The sequence below is a fragment of the Streptomyces sp. CA-106110 genome (genome assembly GCF_050936285.1).
In the GTDB taxonomy this organism is placed as follows: domain Bacteria; phylum Actinomycetota; class Actinomycetes; order Streptomycetales; family Streptomycetaceae; genus Streptomyces.
Map to the genome: position 1 here is coordinate 6,439,550 of NZ_JBNJNB010000001.1, position 19,391 is coordinate 6,458,940.

Annotated in this window: 13 protein-coding genes, 4 tRNA genes, 1 other RNA gene and 2 pseudogenes; 13 read left to right on the forward strand and 7 right to left on the reverse strand. The window is 70.9% G+C overall.

Going from position 1 to position 19,391, the window contains the following annotated elements:
• Positions 1-134 precede the first annotated feature (134 nt).
• Positions 135-222 (reverse strand) — tRNA-Ser (locus ACQEXA_RS29635).
• Between the two features lie 72 nt (positions 223-294).
• Here ACQEXA_RS29635 and ffs point away from each other — a divergent pair.
• The 6 genes from ffs to ACQEXA_RS29665 all read left to right on the forward strand — a co-directional run bounded on the left by ffs (position 295) and on the right by ACQEXA_RS29665 (position 9,671).
• Positions 295-391: signal recognition particle sRNA small type (gene ffs / locus ACQEXA_RS29640), an RNA gene on the forward strand.
• Between the two features lie 97 nt (positions 392-488).
• Positions 489-2,726: a DNA polymerase III subunit gamma and tau gene (locus ACQEXA_RS29645; protein ID WP_433131596.1), complete on the forward strand. Its 2,238-nt coding sequence runs from the start codon at positions 489-491 to the stop codon at positions 2,724-2,726.
• Positions 2,727-2,861: 135 nt separating this feature from the next.
• A complete protein-coding gene (purD, locus tag ACQEXA_RS29650) occupies positions 2,862-4,118 on the forward strand; it encodes a phosphoribosylamine--glycine ligase (RefSeq protein ID WP_432929826.1) in 1,257 nt (418 codons plus the stop codon).
• Between the two features lie 435 nt (positions 4,119-4,553).
• Positions 4,554-6,713 (forward strand): hypothetical protein, encoded by a 2,160-nt coding sequence (locus ACQEXA_RS29655; protein ID WP_432939319.1) that lies wholly within the window; start codon positions 4,554-4,556, stop codon positions 6,711-6,713.
• Between the two features lie 472 nt (positions 6,714-7,185).
• Positions 7,186-8,685: a N,N-dimethylformamidase beta subunit family domain-containing protein gene (locus tag ACQEXA_RS29660; protein WP_432929824.1), complete on the forward strand. Its 1,500-nt coding sequence runs from the start codon at positions 7,186-7,188 to the stop codon at positions 8,683-8,685.
• 86 nt (positions 8,686-8,771) lie between these two features.
• Positions 8,772-9,671 (forward strand): phosphoribosylaminoimidazolesuccinocarboxamide synthase, encoded by a 900-nt coding sequence (locus ACQEXA_RS29665; RefSeq protein ID WP_433131598.1) that lies wholly within the window; start codon positions 8,772-8,774, stop codon positions 9,669-9,671.
• A 122-nt stretch (positions 9,672-9,793) separates the two neighbouring features.
• Here the strand turns inward: ACQEXA_RS29665 and ACQEXA_RS29670 are convergent.
• The 6 genes and pseudogenes from ACQEXA_RS29670 to ACQEXA_RS29695 form a co-directional block, all read right to left on the reverse strand.
• Positions 9,794-9,869 (reverse strand) — tRNA-Gly (locus ACQEXA_RS29670).
• A gap of 23 nt (positions 9,870-9,892) precedes the next feature.
• Positions 9,893-10,483, reverse strand: a pseudogene (locus ACQEXA_RS29675) (response regulator transcription factor).
• Between the two features lie 106 nt (positions 10,484-10,589).
• Positions 10,590-10,754: pseudogene (locus ACQEXA_RS29680) on the reverse strand (sensor histidine kinase); the annotation flags it as partial.
• A gap of 309 nt (positions 10,755-11,063) precedes the next feature.
• Positions 11,064-11,139: transfer RNA gene (locus ACQEXA_RS29685), tRNA-Gly, on the reverse strand.
• Positions 11,140-11,219: 80 nt separating this feature from the next.
• A tRNA-Gly gene (locus ACQEXA_RS29690) sits at positions 11,220-11,291 on the reverse strand.
• Positions 11,292-11,508: 217 nt separating this feature from the next.
• A complete protein-coding gene (locus tag ACQEXA_RS29695) occupies positions 11,509-11,826 on the reverse strand; it encodes a histone-like nucleoid-structuring protein Lsr2 (RefSeq protein ID WP_359397457.1) in 318 nt (105 codons plus the stop codon).
• 361 nt (positions 11,827-12,187) lie between these two features.
• Between ACQEXA_RS29695 and purS the strand changes: the two genes are divergently transcribed.
• The 7 genes from purS to purF all read left to right on the forward strand — a co-directional run bounded on the left by purS (position 12,188) and on the right by purF (position 19,370).
• Positions 12,188-12,451: a phosphoribosylformylglycinamidine synthase subunit PurS gene (purS, locus tag ACQEXA_RS29700; RefSeq protein ID WP_019982969.1), complete on the forward strand. Its 264-nt coding sequence runs from the start codon at positions 12,188-12,190 to the stop codon at positions 12,449-12,451.
• Positions 12,448-13,128 (forward strand): phosphoribosylformylglycinamidine synthase subunit PurQ, encoded by a 681-nt coding sequence (purQ, locus tag ACQEXA_RS29705; RefSeq protein WP_433131600.1) that lies wholly within the window; start codon positions 12,448-12,450, stop codon positions 13,126-13,128. Before purS ends, purQ begins: the two co-directional genes overlap by 4 nt.
• Complete coding sequence (gene purL, locus ACQEXA_RS29710; protein ID WP_432929817.1) at positions 13,125-15,383, forward strand: phosphoribosylformylglycinamidine synthase subunit PurL; 2,259 nt, start codon at positions 13,125-13,127, stop codon at positions 15,381-15,383. Before purQ ends, purL begins: the two co-directional genes overlap by 4 nt.
• Positions 15,384-15,862: 479 nt before the next feature.
• Entirely contained in the window at positions 15,863-16,078 is a 216-nt protein-coding gene (locus ACQEXA_RS29715; RefSeq protein ID WP_432929815.1) for a hypothetical protein, read from the forward strand.
• Between the two features lie 10 nt (positions 16,079-16,088).
• The gene (locus ACQEXA_RS29720) at positions 16,089-16,886 is read left to right on the forward strand and encodes a sterol carrier family protein (protein ID WP_432929813.1); all 798 of its coding nucleotides are present in this window, start codon (positions 16,089-16,091) and stop codon (positions 16,884-16,886) included.
• Positions 16,887-16,912: 26 nt separating this feature from the next.
• Positions 16,913-17,758: an META domain-containing protein gene (locus ACQEXA_RS29725; protein WP_432929811.1), complete on the forward strand. Its 846-nt coding sequence runs from the start codon at positions 16,913-16,915 to the stop codon at positions 17,756-17,758.
• An 85-nt stretch (positions 17,759-17,843) separates the two neighbouring features.
• Positions 17,844-19,370, forward strand: a complete 1,527-nt coding sequence (gene purF, locus ACQEXA_RS29730; RefSeq protein WP_432929809.1) for an amidophosphoribosyltransferase — start codon at positions 17,844-17,846, stop codon at positions 19,368-19,370.
• Positions 19,371-19,391 lie beyond the last annotated feature (21 nt).

A 19,391-nucleotide genomic window follows, 5' to 3' on the forward strand; every position in this document is an offset into this window, starting at 1 on the left:
GGCGGCCCATGTTCCTCCCGTGCTGCCCCGGAAAACCCCGCTGTGGACAAAGACCAGGACAACGAGGGGTGAGCACAACGTCGAAGGGCCCCCTGTTTCCAGGGGGCCCTTCGACATCGTGCCCGGTGAGGCACTGGCGGAGGATACGAGATTCGAACTCGTGAGGGGTTGCCCCCAACACGCTTTCCAAGCGTGCGCCCTAGGCCTCTAGGCGAATCCTCCGCCGGAAACATTACATGACGCCGGGGAGTGCTAGCGAACTCGTTCGGGCCCCTGCGATCAGGTAGGCTTGGGCTCAGCCCCTCACGCGGCGCTATCTGACTGAACTCCCCCAGGGCCGGAAGGCAGCAAGGGTAGGTTGGCTCTGGCGGGTGCGTGGGGGGTCTTCTACGTCATGGGGAAGTACGCGGGCGCGGGCCCCCGGCGGAGCGGTCGGAGGAGCGGCGCGGGCAGCCGCTTTGTCACTGGGCGCCTATAACCTCGTATGCGTGTCGTCTCTCGCGCTGTACCGCCGCTATCGCCCGGAGTCCTTCGCCGAGGTCATTGGGCAGGAGCATGTCACCGACCCGTTGCAGCAGGCGCTTCGGAACAACCGGGTCAACCACGCGTACCTGTTCAGCGGGCCGCGAGGCTGCGGGAAGACGACCAGCGCCCGGATCCTGGCCCGATGCCTGAACTGCGAGAAGGGGCCGACCCCGACGCCGTGCGGCGAGTGCCAGTCCTGCCGCGACCTGGCACGGAACGGTCCGGGGTCGATCGACGTCATCGAGATCGACGCCGCGTCGCACGGTGGTGTGGACGACGCCCGTGACCTTCGCGAGAAGGCCTTCTTCGGGCCGGCGAGCAGTCGTTACAAGATCTACATCATCGACGAGGCCCACATGGTCACGCCGGCCGGCTTCAACGCGCTCCTCAAGGTCGTCGAGGAGCCCCCCGAGCACCTCAAGTTCATCTTCGCGACCACCGAACCCGAGAAGGTCATCGGGACCATCCGGTCGCGCACCCATCACTATCCCTTCCGGCTCGTCCCGCCGGGGACCCTGCGGGACTACCTCGCCGAGGTGTGCCGGAAGGAGGACATCCCCGTCGAGGACGGGGTCCTGCCGCTCGTCGTGCGCGCGGGTGCCGGGTCCGTGCGTGACTCCATGTCTGTCATGGACCAGCTGCTGGCAGGTGCGGGCGCCGACGGTGTGACGTATGCCATGGCCACCTCGCTGCTCGGCTACACCGAGGGGTCGCTCCTCGACTCCGTCGTGGAGGCCTTCGCGTCCGGGGACGGGGCCGCCGCCTTCGAGGTCGTGGACCGGGTCATCGAAGGGGGCAACGACCCACGGCGGTTCGTCGCGGATCTGCTGGAACGGTTGCGGGACCTGGTGATCCTGGCCGCCGTGCCCGACGCCACCGAGAAGGGGCTCATCGACGCCCCGGCCGACGTACTGGAGCGCATGCAGGCCCAGGCGGGCGTCTTCGGCCCGGCGGAGCTCAGCCGCGCCGCCGACCTCGTCAATGAGGGGCTGACCGAGATGCGCGGAGCCACCTCGCCCCGGTTGCAGCTCGAGTTGATCTGCGCCCGGGTACTGCTGCCCGCCGCATACGGCGACGAGCGGTCCCTCATGGCGCGACTGGACCGCCTGGAACGGGGCGTCAACTTCTCCGGCGGTGGCGTGGCGCCCGCCATGGGATACGTGCCGGGGCCCGAGGTGCACGGTGGGATGGCCGGGGGGCCGGTGCCGCAGGGTGCGGCACCCGCTACGCCCGGCGGTCCGGCGGCCGCCCGTGCCGCGGTACGAACCGGTGGGACCGGGCCTGCCCCGACTCCAGGTGCACAGAACGCCGGGGGCCCAGGCTCTCAGGACGGCGGCGCGATGCCGGTGTCCGGACCGCCGTCCGCGCCCCAGGAGACCGCGTCCTCCGCGCCGCCCGCCCCCGCGGCGGCTCAGCCGCAGCCTTCCGCCCCCTCTGCACCCAACGCTCCCGGTGCGTGGCCGACCGCCGCGCCCGCAGGTGGCGGGCGACGACCCGGCGGCTGGCCCACGGCGGCCTCCGCGGGCGGGGGGCAGCCCGCCGCCGCGTCCGCGCCGCCGGCCGCCCCCGCCACAGGTGCTCCGGCAGCCGCCGCGGCGTCGGCTGCCGCGCCGGCGTCCGGTGGGCTCGACCCGCGCATGCTCTGGCCGAACGTTCTGGAGGCGGTGAAGAACCGCCGACGCTTCACCTGGATCCTGCTGAGCCAGAACGCCCAGGTGGCCGGCTTCGACGGGACGACCCTGCAACTCGGCTTCGTGAACGCGGGCGCCCGGGACAACTTCCTCAGCAGCGGCAGCGAGGACGTCCTGCGGCAGTGTCTGGCCGAGCAGTTCAACGTGCAGTGGAAGATCGAGGCGATCGTCGACCCCTCGGGCGGTTCGGCACCGCCGGCCGTCGCGAGCGGCGGCGGTTTCCAGGCCGGGGGAGGCGGTGGCTACGGCGGTGGAGCCCCCGCCGCAGCGCGTCCCGAGCCTCACCAGTCCGCTCCGGCGGCGCGTCCGGCGGCACAGGCGACCCCCGCCGCGCCGGCCCCCGCCCCGGCTCCGTCCGCGCCGACCGCCCCCGAGCGGCACGTGGTGGCCCCCGAGGACGACATGCCGGAGGACGACGACCCCGACCTCGAGGAGTCGGCCCTCTCGGGCCACGAACTGATCGTCCGTGAACTGGGGGCCACGGTGATGGAGGAGTTCTCGAACGAGTAGTGCCCGGACCGGGTATGTGGTGACGGATGGACCCGTCGGGCCGTGTGACGCCTTGGAGGAAACGACAACCCCGCGCCCCGTCATCTTTCGGCGGCCCCCACAAAGCCACCCGTCCCCGCCGGTTAGGCTGACCCCGTGAAGGTCCTCGTCATCGGTAGCGGCGCCCGCGAACACGCCCTGTGCCGTTCCCTCTCCCTCGACCCCGACGTCACCGGGCTGCACTGCGCCCCGGGCAACGCCGGCATCGCCGAGGTGGCCCAGTTGCACCAGGTCGATGCCCTCGACGGAGGCGCCGTGGTCGCGCTGGCCGGCGAGCTCGGCGTCGGGCTGGTCGTCATCGGTCCGGAGGCGCCGCTCGTGGCGGGCGTCGCCGACGCGGTGCGCGAGGCGGGGATCCCCGTCTTCGGGCCCTCCAAGGAGGCGGCGCAGCTGGAGGGCTCCAAGGCCTTCGCCAAGGATGTGATGGCGGCCGCGGGCGTACCCACCGCTCGGTCCTACGTCTGTACGGACGCCGACGAGGTCGAGGAGGCGCTCGACGCCTTCGGTGCCCCGTACGTCGTGAAGGACGACGGCCTCGCGGCCGGCAAGGGCGTCGTCGTCACCGCCGATCTGGACACCGCGAAGGAGCACGCGGCCCACTGCGAGCGGGTCGTCATCGAGGAGTTCCTCGACGGCCCCGAGGTGTCCCTGTTCGCCGTCACCGACGGTGAGACGGTCGTCCCGCTCCAGCCCGCCCAGGACTTCAAGCGCGCCCTGGACAACGACGAGGGGCCCAACACCGGCGGCATGGGGGCGTACTCACCGCTGCCCTGGGCCGACCCGAAGCTGGTCGAAGAGGTCGTGCAGACCGTTCTGCAGCCGACCGTCGACGAGATGCTCCACCGCGGCACTCCCTTCTCCGGCCTGCTGTACGCGGGTCTGGCGATCACCTCGCGCGGAGTACGGGTCATCGAGTTCAACGCCCGTTTCGGCGACCCGGAGACCCAGGTCGTGCTCGCCCGGCTGAAGACACCGCTCGCCGGAGTGCTGCTGGCCGCGGCGAACGGCACTCTCGCCGACATCGAGCCCCTGCGCTGGAGCGAGGACGCGGCTGTCACCGTGGTCGTGGCCTCGCAGAACTACCCGGCCACCCCGCGCACCGGCGACCCGATCACCGGGCTCGCGGAGGTCGCGGCCCAGGACGCCCCCCACGCGTACGTCCTGCACGCCGGCACCAGGCGCGAGGAGGACGCGGTGGTGAGCGCGGGCGGCCGCGTGCTGTCCGTCACGGCGACCGGCGCCGACCTCGCCGAGGCGCGCCGCCGGGCCTACACGGCGGTGGACCGTATCGGACTCGAGGGCTCCCAGCACCGTACGGACATCGCGGCGAAGGCAGCGCAGGAGCAGAGCTGACGCCGAGATCCGGCCCGGCGATGAACCCTGAGGGCCCCGAATCCGTCTGAGGATGCGGGGCCCTCGGCGTGCCGGGGAAGGGATCCGGACCTGTGCCCAGCCCGGTGCCCAGTGCTGCGCGCCGGCGTGCAATTCGGGGCCTGGTCCTTGCCCTGCGTCATCCAGCTTTCCCCAAAGCCATTCCATCGAGTGAGCGGTGACCCATCCGGCTGACGAGGGGCGGAGCCCCAACTAGGGTGCGGCGCAAGCGTTCCGGCACTTGGCCCACCGGCATTGCGATGTCGGTGACGGGTGCCACAGTGGGGGAGTGAGCAACGCACGGGCATCCGGCGACGGTCTCTGTGACGGGGACCGTCGCGGCGCATGGCGCGTGGATCAGAGGCGGGACGCGGCACAGAGGTGGGACAGAGGGGGTGACGTCCGGTCGTGAACGAGATGGGTGTGGAGGTGGGCGCGCAGGCTGCGCGCTCTCGGGCCCTTGCCGTGCTGCGGATCCGCAGTAGGGCGCTGGCCGTCGCTCTGCTGCCCGCCGCCGTGGCCGTCGTGCTCCTGGCCGGTCGCTCCACCGGCCACATCACCGGTGCGCACTGGGGGATCGTGCGCTGGATCGTCATCGGCATCGCCGTGGCGACCCTGCTCGCCGCCGCGGGTATCGCCCTGGTCGTCGCCCGCGCCCGCCCGGCCGTGAGCCCGACGGTCCCGATCACGGAGGCCGCGGCCCCTGACCTGTACCGGATGGTTCGCGACCTGGCCGACCGCCTCGACGTCCCCGCCCCGTCCGCGATAGCGCTCACTCCGGACTGCGACAGCTGGCTCGAGGACCGCACCCACCCCGCCCATGGCCCTCCGGCGCGGCCGGGGGACGACATATCCGGTGTCCGAGGCATACGTGGTCTGTCGGCCCCTCGGCACCAGAGGGTCCCGACCGCGCCCGTGCTCGTCATCGGCTCACCGTTCCTGTGGTGGATGCGGGTCGGCGAACTGCGCGCGGTGCTCGCCCCGGTCGTCGCCGGTACGGGGCCGTCGGCGCACCCGGACATAGCCGCGGCGCGACGCTTCGTCCGAGGACTGGACGCCGCCGTCGCCGTGACCTCCGCCCCGGAGCGCGGTCCGCTCGTCCGCGTGGTGCTCGGCGGGGTCGGCTGGGTGGCCCGGCTGTTGCTGCGGAGCTGCCGGGGACATGCGGAGGAGATGGAGCGGGGGGTTGCGGCGGCCGCGGCAGAGCGTGCACAGGCTGTGGACTACGGTCTGCGGATCGTCGCCCAGGAGCAGGTGGGTCTCGCCTACGCCGGCTGGGACCGGCTGCTGACCCGGGTCGCCCTGCCGGCCTGGCGGATGGGCCGCTGGCCGTCCCGTCTGGACGCGGGGGTGGTGGCGGCGCTCACGGAGCTCTCACGCCGGGACCGACTGGCCGAGGGGTTCGCCTCCCGGCTGGGCGAGAGGCCGGCCTGCGACCTGCTGGAGGAGCCCGGAGCGGTCGACGAGGCCGCGTCGCTGCTGGCGGCCCGCCTCTTCCACGGAGGCCCGGCGGCGCCGGGCCCTGGCTGGGCCCCGGTGGGCTGGCAGGAGTACCCGGACGAGGTCGTGGACCGCAAGTGGCGCACGGACGCGGCCCGCCTTCACCGTGTTCTCGACGCCCTGGGCGTCCGCCACACCGTGCACCCGGCCGCGCCCCGCGCGGACGGCCCCACGCTGGAGCGGGTGCTGGAGTATCTGACGGTCCAGGAAGGCGCATGCCGTGCAGCCGCGCCGACGGACGACAGCGGAAGCGCTGTCGGGGACGCTGCGCACACCGGCGGTGCCCCTGCCGGAGAGCCCCTCCGGGACGGCGGGGAGCCGCCCGCCGACGAGGGCGGCGGCGCGCGTCGGGAGGCCGCCATCGACTCCGGTGCGCCCCGTGTCGAGGGTGCCCCGGCCGAAGAGTTTCTCCGGGACGGCGATGAGCAGGTTGCCGACGGCGGCAGCGGTCCGCGCCGGGCGGCGGCCTCCGCCGACTCCGCTGTCCACGCGCCCCGCGTGGAGAGCGAGACCAGCGAGAATGCCCTCGATGACGGCGAAGGGCCGGTTCCCCACGAGCAGGGCGGGCCGAGCGCAGAGGCCACTGCCGACTGTGTCGCGGAAGCCCCGGTCAACGCACCCCTCACCGGCACACCCGTCACCGACGAGGAGGACGGTGTGGTCGGCAGCGTGCGGACCGCCGCCCTCGTCGCCGGGCTCAGCGCCGCGATGGCACGGGAGGAGGCGGTCCCCGAGGCGACACCGTGCGGTGGTGGCACCGGGCAGCCCACGGGGCCGGACCGTACGTTGTGGGACGACGCGTTGCTCCCGCTGTTCCCGCTCCAGCCACCGCGCACCGGTCGCGAACTGCTTGTCGACCACGTCACCGCGATGGTCTGCTGCGCCGCGATGGACACCGCCGGCGCGGCACCGGGGCTCGACTGGCTGGACGGCCCGTCCCTGCTGGTCAGGGGCGAGCGGGCGGCCGATCTGACCCCCCGGGTCCTCACTCTCGTCCGTGAGGGCGACCCGGTTCCTCTCCGTGCCTGGCTCCTTCACCTGGGCATACGCCCCGAGAAGCCGGTCCGGCTGGTCTGAGGGCCCGGATAGCCCGGACCCCGCGATGCCCGACGGCGGGCGGCACCGGGGGCCCACAGCCCGTCACTCGCCACCCGCCACCCCGGGCCTCGTACGACCGCTCGTCCTGCGGCGCTCGACCCGCCACCGTTCACGTCGCGGCAAAGCGGCCGGTCCAGCGATCATTCCCCCGCAATCAGCCCGCCCTCCCCCTTCCCTCAGCCCCTGCAAACCCCGCCCGCCTCAGGCCCCACACGGCCGCTCCCCGCCTCCGCCCCACGCATCGCCGCCCGTCCCTCACCTCTTCCCACCTGCGGAAACACATCCCGTCACGCACCCGCAACCCCGACCCATGGCCGGAGAATCCCATTCCGTTCACGTCAATTCGCGACGAAGGGTGACGGAGTGCGTGCGTAATGTGATGTGCTGGGACCGATCGGGTACGACGCAAGGGCTTACGACGGCTCACGGGGGACGAGGGAGGGGACATCGCATGGGGTCGGAGCACATCCGCCGCTGGGAGTCGGGCGCTCTCGCACATGCCGTGACGGATCCTTTCGGCCAGGGCCCCGTCCCCTGGCTCCGGGGAAGTGAGACGTACTTCGACGACACGGGCCACGTGGTCCCCTGGTACGTGGAAGCGGCACCCGCCCAGGTCCCGTCCCAGGGCCACAAAGGGGCGCGGATTCCGGCGCCCCGCACCGGCGGCCCGCGCTCCGCCGACGACGTACACCGTCAGATCAAGGGCTTCACCTCCAGCGGCGCGGTGGCGCCGGGCGAAGCCATCGACTTCCACATCACGGTGGACCCACCCCAGGAGTTCGCCGTCGACGTGTACCGGATCGGGCACTACGGCGGTGACGGGGCGTCCAAGATCACCACCAGCCCCAGGCTCTCCGGCATCGTCCAGCCGCCCCCGCTGACCGCCGACCGCACGGTCTCCTGCCACCACTGGTGGTTGTCCTGGCGGATGCAGATCCCGTCCTACTGGAGCATCGGCGCGTACGTCGCCGTCCTCACCACCGTCGACGGCTACCGCTCCCACGTGCCCTTCACCGTGCGCGACAGCCGCCTGGCGGACCTTCTCCTGCTGCTCCCGGACATCACCTGGCAGGCGTACAACCTCTACCCGGAGGACGGCCGCACCGGTGCCAGCCTCTACCACGCCTGGGACGAGAACGGCCGGTTGCTGGGTGAGGCCGACGCCGCCACCACGGTCTCCTTCGACCGTCCCTACGCGGGCGCGGGCCTCCCGCTGCACGTGGGTCACGCGTACGACTTCATCCGCTGGGCCGAGCGCTACCACTACGACCTCTCCTACGCCGACGCGCGCGATCTGCACGCCGGACGCATCGACCCCACCCGTTACCGCGGCCTCGTCTTCCCCGGCCATGACGAGTACTGGTCGCCGCAGATGCGCCGCACCGTGGAACTCGCCCGGGAGACCGGCACCTCGGTCGTCTTCCTCTCCGCCAACACCATGTACTGGCAAGTGGAGTTGGGTCCGTCCCCGTCCGGCGTCGCCGACCGCCTGCTCACCTGCCGCAAGCGCCGAGGTCCCGGAAAGCCCGCTCTGTGGCGGGAGATCGACCGCCCCGAGCAGGAGATGATCGGCATCCAGTACGCGGGCCGGGTGCCCGAGCCGCACCCCCTCGTCGTGCGCAACGCCGACCACTGGCTGTGGGAGACGACCGGCGCGGAGGAGGGGGCCGAACTGTCGGGGATGGTGGCCGGGGAGGCCGACCGCTACTTCCCGCGCGCGCCGCTGCCCGACCACCAGGGCCGCATCCTGCTCGCCCACTCCCCCTACCGGGACAGCGACGGTGCGCTGCGCCACCAGGAGACCTCTCTGTACCGCGCCCCGTCCGGCGCCCTGGTCTTCGCGTCCGGGACGTTCGCCTGGTCCCCGGCGCTGGACCGCCCCGGCCACGTGGACGCCCGCATCCAGCAGGCGACTGCGAACCTCCTCGACCGCATCTGCAAACGGGACTGACCGCACCCTGTACCGGCCCCCGGCACCGGTTCGCCATCCGCATACGGGAGAATCGAGCCAATTGGAGAGAACCACGGGGAGGAACCGTGTCCGGATTCGTCGAAAAGCCCGAGCCCGTCCAGGTGCCGGGCCTGGTGCATCTGCACACTGGCAAGGTGCGCGATCTGTACCAGAACGAGGCGGGCGACCTCGTGATGGTCGCCAGTGACCGTACGTCCGCATACGACTGGGTGCTGCCGACCGTGATCCCGGACAAGGGCAGGATCCTCACCCAGCTCTCGCTCTGGTGGTTCGACAAATTCGCCGATCTGGCCCCGAGCCATGTCCTGAGCACCGAACTGCCGCCCGGCGCTCCCGCCGACTGGGCCGGCCGCACCCTCGTCTGCAAGTCCCTGCAGATGATCCCGGTGGAGTGCGTGGCCCGGGGCTACCTCACCGGTTCGGGCCTCGCCGAGTACAACGAGTCCCGTACCGTCTGCGGCCTCGCCCTCCCGGAGGGCCTCGTCGACGGCTCGGAGCTGCCCGCGCCGATCTTCACGCCCGCGACCAAGGCAGCGGTCGGCGACCACGACGAGAACGTCTCGTACGAGGAGGTCGCCCGCCAGGTCGGTGCCGAGACCGCCGCCAACCTGCGGCAGACGACCCTCGCCGTCTACGGCCGCGCCCGCGACATCGCCCGTGACCGCGGGATCATCCTCGCGGACACCAAGTTCGAGTTCGGGTATGACGGGGACACGCTCGTCCTGGCCGACGAGGTCCTCACTCCGGACTCCTCGCGCTTCTGGCCGGCCGACCGGTGGGAGCCGGGCCGGTCCCAGCCCTCCTTCGACAAGCAGTTCGTACGGGACTGGCTCACGTCCCCCGCCTCCGGCTGGGACCGCACGAGCGAGGAGCCTCCGCCGCCGCTGCCGCAGGAGATCGTGGAGGCGACCCGGGCGAAGTACACGGAGGCGTACGAGCGCCTGACGGGCGTCGCCTGGTCCTGACCGAGCGGGGCCTGGCGACCCGCCGGGCCCCCGGAGCACATCCGTCCCCGGCCCCCGAGTGCCTGTCCTCGGGATCCGGACGTCCACGAAAAAGCCCCCGGCCTGGGCCGGGGGCTTTTTTCTGGAGCGGACGACGAGGCTCGAACTCGCGACCTCAACCTTGGCAAGGTTGCGCTCTACCAACTGAGCTACGTCCGCACTGCGCGCTTGCGCGAGAGCAACTATACCCAACCTCGTTCGCGTGCGAGACGCACCGCCACATGACGGTTCTCCACGCCGAGCTTCGAGACGGCCGACGACAGGTGGTTCCGCACGTCCCCGGCCGCAGCGCGGTCCGTTCCGCGATCTCTGCCACCGGCGCGCTGTCGGCGGCGAATTCGACCACCTCGGCCTCCCGCGCCGTCAGCGGTGAGCCCCCGGCCGAGATCGCTTCGGCGGCCAACTCGGGGCCACGCAGAGGTTTCTCGCCTGCGCCATGCGGATGATCTCGGCGAGCCGCGGGGCGTGAACGGTCTTCGGGACGAGTCCGCGCACACCCGCCTGCAGCGCCCGTTTCAGATGCCCGGGCCGTCCGTGGCCGTGGACGATCAGCGCCTGGCACCCCGGGACCTCGGCCGCAGCGATGTGGCGACCCTCACACCGTCCGTCCCGGACATCCGAAGATCCAGGACGGCCACGTGGGGAAGGTGTGCCCGTGCCGTCGCGCGTGCCTCGGGCCTGGTCGCGGCTTGTGCGACGACCACGAGATCGTCCTCAGGGCGAGCAGCGCGCTCCCCGGACGAGGCGTTCACGGCCGGACCGCCCGTGGGGATGTCATGAAGTGACCTCACTCACAGTGCGACAAGCGGACGACGACGAGGGAGCCTAAGGCAGGCGCACCTCGGTGGTCGGCCGGAGCATGCTCCGCCCCCTGGGTCCGCCCGCAGCCATCAGCGCGCCCCGGGCCCCCGCCAGTTCGGCGTTCAGGTCGGCCTCGCGGTAGCCGCGCACCACCTCCGGAACCTCTCGCTGCGACTCTTGGGCGAACCGCTGCACCTCACCAATTCCAGGTGTATCGGCGGCTTTCGGTCGGCGCCGCCGGCTCGGAGGAGAAGCCGTCCTCGCAAGCATCACGCCGGTCCTGGGGCGGACGGCCGCCTCTCCTCGTATGGATCGCGTCCCAGAATCCGCACCGCGCGGCCGGTGGGTGGGTGCGAGCCTCTCCAGCGGTTCGGCCGTGGATGGCTGGATGTCTTGCCCGTGCCGTCGACCCCGAGAAATGTGAAGAGCCCGGCGCAGGCCACCGAGAAGGTGATCCCGCGCATCACTCCGCACGACGCATGTCAGAGGCCGACGGACCCGGCGGGCGCATACGAGAAAGGCCCCGGTCGATCGACCGGGGCCTTTCCTTTTTGGAGCGGACGACGAGGCTCGAACTCGCGACCTCAACCTTGGCAAGGTTGCGCTCTACCAACTGAGCTACGTCCGCATTGCTCCCGACCGGCTTTCACCGATCGGTGCGAACACCAGCCTACCTGATCCACAAGGATGCTCGGACCGATGCCGTAGAGCGGGTGACAGGGATTGCACACTGCGCCTCCCCCTTGGAAAGGGGGTGTTCTGCTACTGAACTACACCCGCATGGCTCCTCGGGGCCCTGCCTTCCGGCCTTGCCCCTCGGCGTGTCCCAGACTCTAGCTGATCACCGGGGGTGAAACGCAAGTCGATTGGACGCGGGGTCCGATGGGGCCTTCGTGCAGTGGGTGCGGGAGGCAGCGGCGCACGGGACGCGGGGGGAGCGGCTCCGGCGAACGCGCGGGGCCGCTCCGGCCCGTGCCCGGCCGGAGCGGCGAGTGCGTCAGTGCGCCTCTGCGAACGCCTCGTAGACCTTCTTCGGGATGCGGCCGCGCGGCGGGACCTCCATCTTGTTGGAGCGCGCCCAGGCGCGGACGGCGGCCGGGTCCGGCGTCAACGCCGTGTGCGTGTACGCCTTCCCGGACTTCGCCTTCTTGCGGCCGGCCTCGACGTAGGGTGCCAGCACCTTACGCAGTTTCTTGGCATTGGCTTGATTGAGGTCGATCTCGTACGACTTGCCGTCCAGTCCGAAGACGATCGTTTCCGCCGCTTCTGAGCCGTCGATGTCGTCAAAGAGAGTGACCACGACACGCTGCGCCACGAATATCGGTCCCTTCGTGCGGCACCTCCGCGATCACAGACCATGACGTGCACAGACGTCCGGCAGATGTCGAGGAGATGTCGACTGTCCGGCAGTAATTGGGCAAAGTATCGGCTATTGCCAATTCCTTTGTACAGTGCCCGGCATTGCATTGTGAAGACCGACTGAATACCTCCGCGTGTCCGCGCGCAATGTCTGTCACCGCTCTTCTGCGGGTTTTCCGAGGATTTTCCGTGCAGGGGCCCCGCGCCGATGCGGGATCGTGATGAGGGTCACGTAGGATGCTACGAATCTACGCGAGTAGAAATTTTGTGCAGGTAGTCTGAAGGAACCTGCTCAGCACCACACACCGGGAGTGCCAGTGGCACGCGTCGTAGTCGACGTCATGCTCAAGCCGGAGATCCTCGACCCCCAGGGCCAGGCGGTGCAGCGCGCACTGCCGCGGCTCGGTTTCGAAGGCATCTCCGACGTACGTCAGGGAAAGCGATTCGAACTCGAAGTGGACGGTCCGGTCGACGACGCCGCGCTGGCCCGCATCCACGATCTTGCGGAATCCTTCCTCGCCAACACCGTGATCGAGGACTTCACCGTCAAGGTGGAGGAAGTCGCGGAGGCCGCGAAGTGACCGCTCGTATTGGCGTCGTCACTTTCCCGGGCAGCCTGGACGACCGGGACACGCAACGCGCGATCCGTCTCGCGGGCGCGGAACCCGTCGCCCTCTGGCACAAGGACAAGGACCTCAAGCAGGTCGACGCGGTGGTCCTTCCGGGCGGTTTCTCGTACGGCGACTATCTGCGCGCCGGTGCCATCTCCCGCTTCTCCCCGGTGATGGAGACCGTCATCGAGCAGGCGAAGGACGGGCTCCCGGTCTTCGGCATCTGCAACGGTTTCCAGATCCTCACCGAAGCCCATCTCCTTCCGGGCGCGATGCTCGGCAACGACCACCTCCACTTCATCTGCCGCGACCAGAAGATGCGGGTCGAGAACGCGGGGACCTCCTGGACGAGTGACTTCGCGCCCGGCCAGGAGATCCATATCCCGCTGAAGAACATGGACGGCCGGTACGTCGCCGACGAGTACACGCTGGACAAGCTGGAGGCAGAGGGCCGGGTCGTCTTCCGGTACCTCGACTTCAACCCCAACGGCTCCCTGCGGGACATCGCCGGCATCACCAACGAGGCCGGGAACGTCGTCGGTCTCATGCCGCACCCGGAGCACGCCGTCGAGTCCTTGATCGGTACCGGTCGTACCGACGGGCTCCCGTTCTTCACCTCGATCCTCAAGAAGCTGGTGGGCGCATGAGCCGGACGCCTCTGGACACGGTCGAGCATGCGACCGAGACCCCCGACGTCGAGCTGCCCTGGGCCGAACTCGGCCTGAAGAAGGACGAGTACGAGCGGATCGTCGAGATCCTGGGCCGTCGCCCGACCGGCGCCGAGCTCGCCATGTACTCGGTCATGTGGTCCGAGCACTGCTCGTACAAGTCCTCGAAGGTCCACCTCCGCCAGTTCGGCGAGAAGGCCCCCGAGTCCGACGCCCTGCTCGTCGGCATCGGCGAGAACGCCGGCGTCGTGGACGTCGGCCAGGGCTACGCGGTCACCTTCAAGGTCGAGTCGCACAACCACCCCTCGTACGTCGAGCCCTACCAGGGCGCGGCCACGGGTGTCGGCGGCATCGTGCGCGACATCATCGCGATGGGCGCGCGGCCGGTGGCCGTCGTCGACCCGCTGCGCTTCGGTGCGGCAGACCACCCGGACACCAAGCGTGTGCTGCCGGGTGTCGTCGCCGGCATCGGCGGCTACGGCAACTGCCTGGGCCTGCCCAACATCGGCGGCGAGGTCGTCTTCGACTCCTGCTACCAGGGCAACCCGCTGGTCAACGCCGGTGCGATCGGCGTGATGCGGCACGAGGACATCCACCTCGCGAAGGCGTCCGGCACGGGCAACAAGGTCGTCCTGTACGGCGCCCGCACAGGCGGCGACGGCATCGGCGGCGCCTCGATCCTCGCCTCGGAGACCTTCGACGACGCCAAGCCCTCCAAGCGCCCCGCCGTGCAGGTCGGCGACCCCTTCCAGGAGAAGCTGCTCATCGAGTGCACCCTGGAGGCCTTCAAGGAGAAGCTGGTCGTCGGCATCCAGGACCTGGGTGCGGCAGGCCTGTCCTGCGCCACCTCCGAGCTGGCCTCGAACGGCTCCGGCGGCATGCACGTCACCCTGGACGACGTACCGCTGCGCGACTCGACGCTCTCGCCGGAGGAGATCCTCATGAGCGAGTCGCAGGAACGCATGTGCGCGGTCGTCGAGCCCGGGAAGGTCGACCGCTTCCTGGAGATCTGCGCCAAGTGGGACGTCATCGCCACCGTCATCGGTGAGGTGACCGACGGGGACCGCCTCGAGATCTACTGGCACGGCGAGAAGATCGTCGACGTGGACCCGCGGACGGTGGCGCACGAGGGCCCGGTGTACGAGCGCCCCTACGCCCGTCCGGAGTGGCAGGACGCCCTCCAGGCCGACGACGCGAACAAGCTGCCGCGGCCGGAGACCTCCGAGGAGCTGAAGGACCAGGTCCTGAAGCTGGTCGCGTCGCCCAACCAGGCCTCCAAGAAGTGGATCACCTCGCAGTACGACCACTTCGTGCAGGGCAACACGGTCCTCGCCCAGCCCGAGGACTCCGGCATGATCCGCGTCGACGAGGAGTCCGGGCTCGGCGTCGCCATCGCCACCGACGGGAACGGCCGCTACGCGAAGCTCGACCCGTACGCGGGCGCGCAGCTCGCGCTCGCGGAGGCGTACCGCAATGTGGCGACCACCGGGGCCAAGCCGCTGGCCGTCTCCGACTGCCTGAACTTCGGCTCGCCCGAGGACCCGGCCGTGATGTGGCAGTTCGCGGAGGCCGTGCGTGGGCTCGCGGACGCCTGTCAGCAGCTGGGCACCCCGGTGACCGGCGGCAATGTCTCCCTGTACAACCAGACCGGCGAGGTGGCCATCCACCCGACGCCGGTGGTGGCGGTGTTGGGTGTCATCGACGACGTCGCGCGCCGTACGCCCGTCGCCTTCCAGGAGGAGGGGCAGCTGCTCTACCTCCTCGGCGACACGCGTGAGGAGTTCGGCGGTTCGGCCTGGTCGCAGGTCGTCCACGACCACCTCGGCGGTCTGCCCCCGCAGGTCGACCTGGAGCGCGAGCGGCTGCTCGGCGAGATCCTCATCTCGGCCTCCCGCGACGGCATGATCGACTCCGCGCACGACCTGTCCGACGGCGGCCTCGTTCAGGCCGTGGTCGAGTCGGCGCTGCTCGGCGGCAAGGGTGCGCGGCTGATCGTGCCGGACGGACTCGACGCGTTCACCTTCCTCTTCTCCGAGTCCGCCGGCCGTGCGATCGTCGCGGTGCCGCGCTCCGAGGAGGTCCGCTTCAACGACATGTGCGGCGCGCGCGGCCTGCCCGCGACCCGTGTCGGTGTCGTGGACGGGGACACGGTCGAGCTCCAGGGCGAGTTCGAGCTGTCCTTGGCGGAACTGCGCGAGGCGCACGAGGGAACCATCCCGGCACTGCTCAAGTAGCCCCCGCCCGTATGACGGTGAAGGCCCCGCCCGGTCCGCCGGGCGGGGCCTTCGTCCTACCGCGACCGGCTCGGCCTCCCGGCCCGGGACCGGATCGCCGTCGGGGCGGGGGACTTCGGGAGCCGTAGGGGGCGGTGACGAGGTTCAGCAGCTCAGCGCCGCTCCAGGAGGCGACCTGCGTCGCGTGGACGAAAGGCAGGCACGTAACCCGTCGGCAGGGGCCGCTGCCGTCAGCCACGCCGGTGCGTCGGTGCGCCGATGGCGGTGTCGGGGCCCGGTCTTCTCCCCCTTGACGGAGCATGTCGGGGACACGGCCCGTGCTGTGCGCGAGCGCCGGCCCGGGGACGCCGCGGTGGACGCTGTCCCGCCGGCGGTCCTGGAGATGGCCGAGGCCCGCGACCCGCCGGTCGGCCTGCCCGGTGAGCCGTTCGCCCGTCCGGTGCGCGGAATCGTCATCGAGACAACGGTCCTGAGGGAGCGTGCGTTCCTCGCGCTCGGAAGGGGCACCCGAGACCTCGCTGCCCGTCCCGGCCGCCGGGATGCCGAGCGCCGTCCGCAACGCCCTGGTCGAGCAGCACCACAGCCGCATCGCCGTCGGGGACAGCCCAGCCGAGTCGCCGGCGCCGTCGGCCGCCGCCCGTCAGCCCGTCGACCTGGTCCAAAAGGGCCTGAGCGGCTACGCGGTGAAGGCATAGGCTCGCCCCTATGCCCCCGGCCAAGAAGCGCACCCGGACGTACGACCCCGTCAAGACCCGCACCGCCGTGCTCGCCCAGTTCGGGAACGTACGACAGGCCGTCGGGACGCTGACGCCGGAGCAGTTGGGGCTTCCCACCCGGCTCGGGGACTGGACCGTGCGGGAACTGGTCGCGCACATCGGAACGGCGCTGGCGGGGGTCCGCCGGCTCCTGGACGGGCCCGAGCCGGTGCGGCAAGACGCCACGGCACTGGACTGGCCGTTCGCGACCGCGGCGAACTCGGCCGCCATCGCCGCGGATGCCCGTCGGCTCGCCGAGCAGCACCCCGACCTGGACGCCTTCCTGGCCGACGTGGAGCAGCACTTCACCGCCGGCCTCGACGCCTACCCCGGCACCCGGCTGCTGGCCACCAGCGCGGGCGCCATGCCGCTGGCCGACTGTGTCGTCACCCGTACCGTCGAACTCGTCGTCCACACCGACGACCTGAACGCCGCCGTCCCGGGTCTCGACATCCCGTACGACCGTCAGGCCCTCGCCGCCGCGACCCGGCTGCTCGCCGACGCGCTTGCCGTCAAGGCGCCCGGCGCCTCGACCGAGGTGCGCGTTCCGCCGTACGCCGTCGTGCAGTGCATCGAAGGACCGCGCCACACCCGCGGCACCCCGCCCAACGTCGTCGAGACCGACCCGCTGACCTGGGTCAGGCTGGCGACCGGCCGCACGGACTGGGCCGCCGCCCGCGCCGACGCGCGGATCGCGGCCAGCGGTGAACGGGCCGACCTCAGCGACCTGCTGCCCCTCATGGCGTGAGGGGACGTCCTGGGAGGGGGCCCGCCGTGGAACCGCCCCTGCACTCCAGCCGTCCCACCGCCATGGACAAGCACCGACTGACCCTCACCGTTCTGACCCTGCTCCCGCTCGCGGTGGCCTGCGGTACCGACACCGGTTCGGGCAGCGGCAGCGGTTCTGTGGCGCCGGACGGCAAACCACCCGTCACCGGCATCCACTGGCGCGTCGACAGCCTCACCACGGGCGACACCACCCAGAAGGCCCCGATCGGCGCGTACCTGCAGATCGACGACTCCGGACAGGCGCACGGGAACTACGGGTGCAACAGCTTCGGCGCCTCCGCCGCCGTCCGGGGCGACCGCGTCGACTTCGGCTCGGCCCGGTCCACCGACATGGCCTGCGACAAGGCCCCGATGGCCTTCGAGGCGGCCTTCTCCCACACGCTCGCGGACGGTGCGCTGACGGCAGCCGTAGACGGGGGACGGCTGACGCTCACCGCCGAGAACGGCGACCGCGTGCGCCTCACCAAGGAGAGCGACGCGTCCCTGTCCGGCACCAGGTGGCAGGTCACGTCCCTGGTGGACGGCGACACCGCCTCCTCGCTGCCCGCGGCGGCGACGGGCAAGGCCTGGGTCACCCTCGACGAGAAGGCCGGCACGGCGTCGGGCAGCCTCGGCTGCAACCGGTTCACGGCGAAGGCGACCGTACGCGACGGTCACCTCACGCTGGGCGTCCCCAGGGCTACCCGCAGGATGTGCGACGCCTCACTCATGGACACCGAGAACACGCTGAGCAAGATCTTCGACCGCCCGCTCACCTATCGAATCGATCACCGCAGCATCACGCTGACCAGCGAAAACGGCAAGGGGGTCAGCGCGCTCGCCCAGCCGTGAGGCGGCCCCTCCGACCGGGCCCGTGACGGAGAGACACGGAGGCCTGGATTCGGACCAGTGCACGATCTCGCCTACACTCGGACCCGTGCCACGTGGTGACGGTCGACTCAATCACGATCTGCTCCCCGGTGAGAAGGGCCCCCAGGACGCGTGTGGCGTCTTCGGTGTCTGGGCTCCGGGTGAAGAGGTCGCAAAACTGACGTACTTCGGGCTCTACGCCCTCCAGCACCGAGGTCAGGAATCCGCGGGTATCGCGGTCAGCAACGGCTCCCAGATTCTCGTCTTCAAGGACATGGGCCTGGTTTCCCAGGTCTTCGACGAGACCTCCCTCGGATCGCTCCAGGGCCACATCGCGGTCGGACACGCCCGGTACTCGACCACCGGTGCCTCCGTCTGGGAGAACGCCCAGCCGACGTTCCGGGCCACGGCGAACGGTTCGATCGCCCTCGGCCACAACGGCAACCTCGTCAACACGGCGCAGCTGGCCAAGATGGTGGCGGCCCTCCCCAAGGAGAACGGCCGCGCCACCCAGGTCGCCGCCACGAACGACACCGACCTCGTCACGGCCCTGCTGGCCGGTCAGGTGGACGACGACGGCAAGCCGCTGACCGTCGAGGAGGCGGCCGCCAAGGTCCTGCCCCAGGTGAGGGGCGCCTTCTCGCTGGTCTTCATGGACGAGCAGACGCTCTACGCGGCCCGTGACCCGCAGGGCATCCGGCCGCTGGTCCTCGGCCGTCTGGAGCGCGGCTGGGTCGTCGCCTCCGAGACCGCCGCGCTCGACATCACGGGTGCGAGCTTCGTCCGCGAGATCGAGCCGGGCGAGTTCGTCGCGATAGACGAGAACGGTCTGCGGACGTCGCGATTCGCGGAAGCGAAGCCTCGCGGTTGCGTCTTCGAGTACGTGTACCTGGCCCGCCCGGACACCGATATCGCCGGCCGGAACGTCTACCTGTCCCGCGTCGAGATGGGCCGCCGCCTCGCCAAGGAGGCCCCCGCCGAGGCCGATCTGGTCATAGCGACGCCCGAGTCCGGCACGCCCGCCGCGATCGGCTACGCGGAGGCGTCCGGCATCCCGTTCGGCTCCGGTCTGGTGAAGAACGCGTACGTCGGCCGTACCTTCATCCAGCCCTCGCAGACGATCCGCCAGCTCGGCATCCGTCTGAAGCTGAACCCCCTGAAGGAAGTCATCAGCGGCAAGCGCCTGGTCGTCGTCGACGACTCGATCGTGCGCGGCAACACCCAGCGCGCGCTGGTGCGGATGCTGCGCGAGGCCGGCGCCGCCGAGGTCCACATCCGGATCTCCTCCCCGCCCGTGAAGTGGCCGTGCTTCTTCGGCATCGACTTCGCCACCCGCGCCGAGCTGATCGCCAACGGCATGTCGGTCGACGAGATCGGCCGGTCCCTCGGCGCGGACTCGCTGGCGTACATCTCGCTCGAGGCCATGATCGAGGCGACCACCATCGCCAAGCCGAACCTGTGCCGAGCTTGCTTCGACGGCGAGTACCCGATGGAGCTGCCCGACCCGGAGCTGCTGGGCAAGCAGCTGTTGGAGACGGAGCTGGCGGCCGGTCCCGCCGCCACGGCCGCGGCCGACGCCATCCGTCGCCCCTGAGCACTTCCACCGACCCCGAAA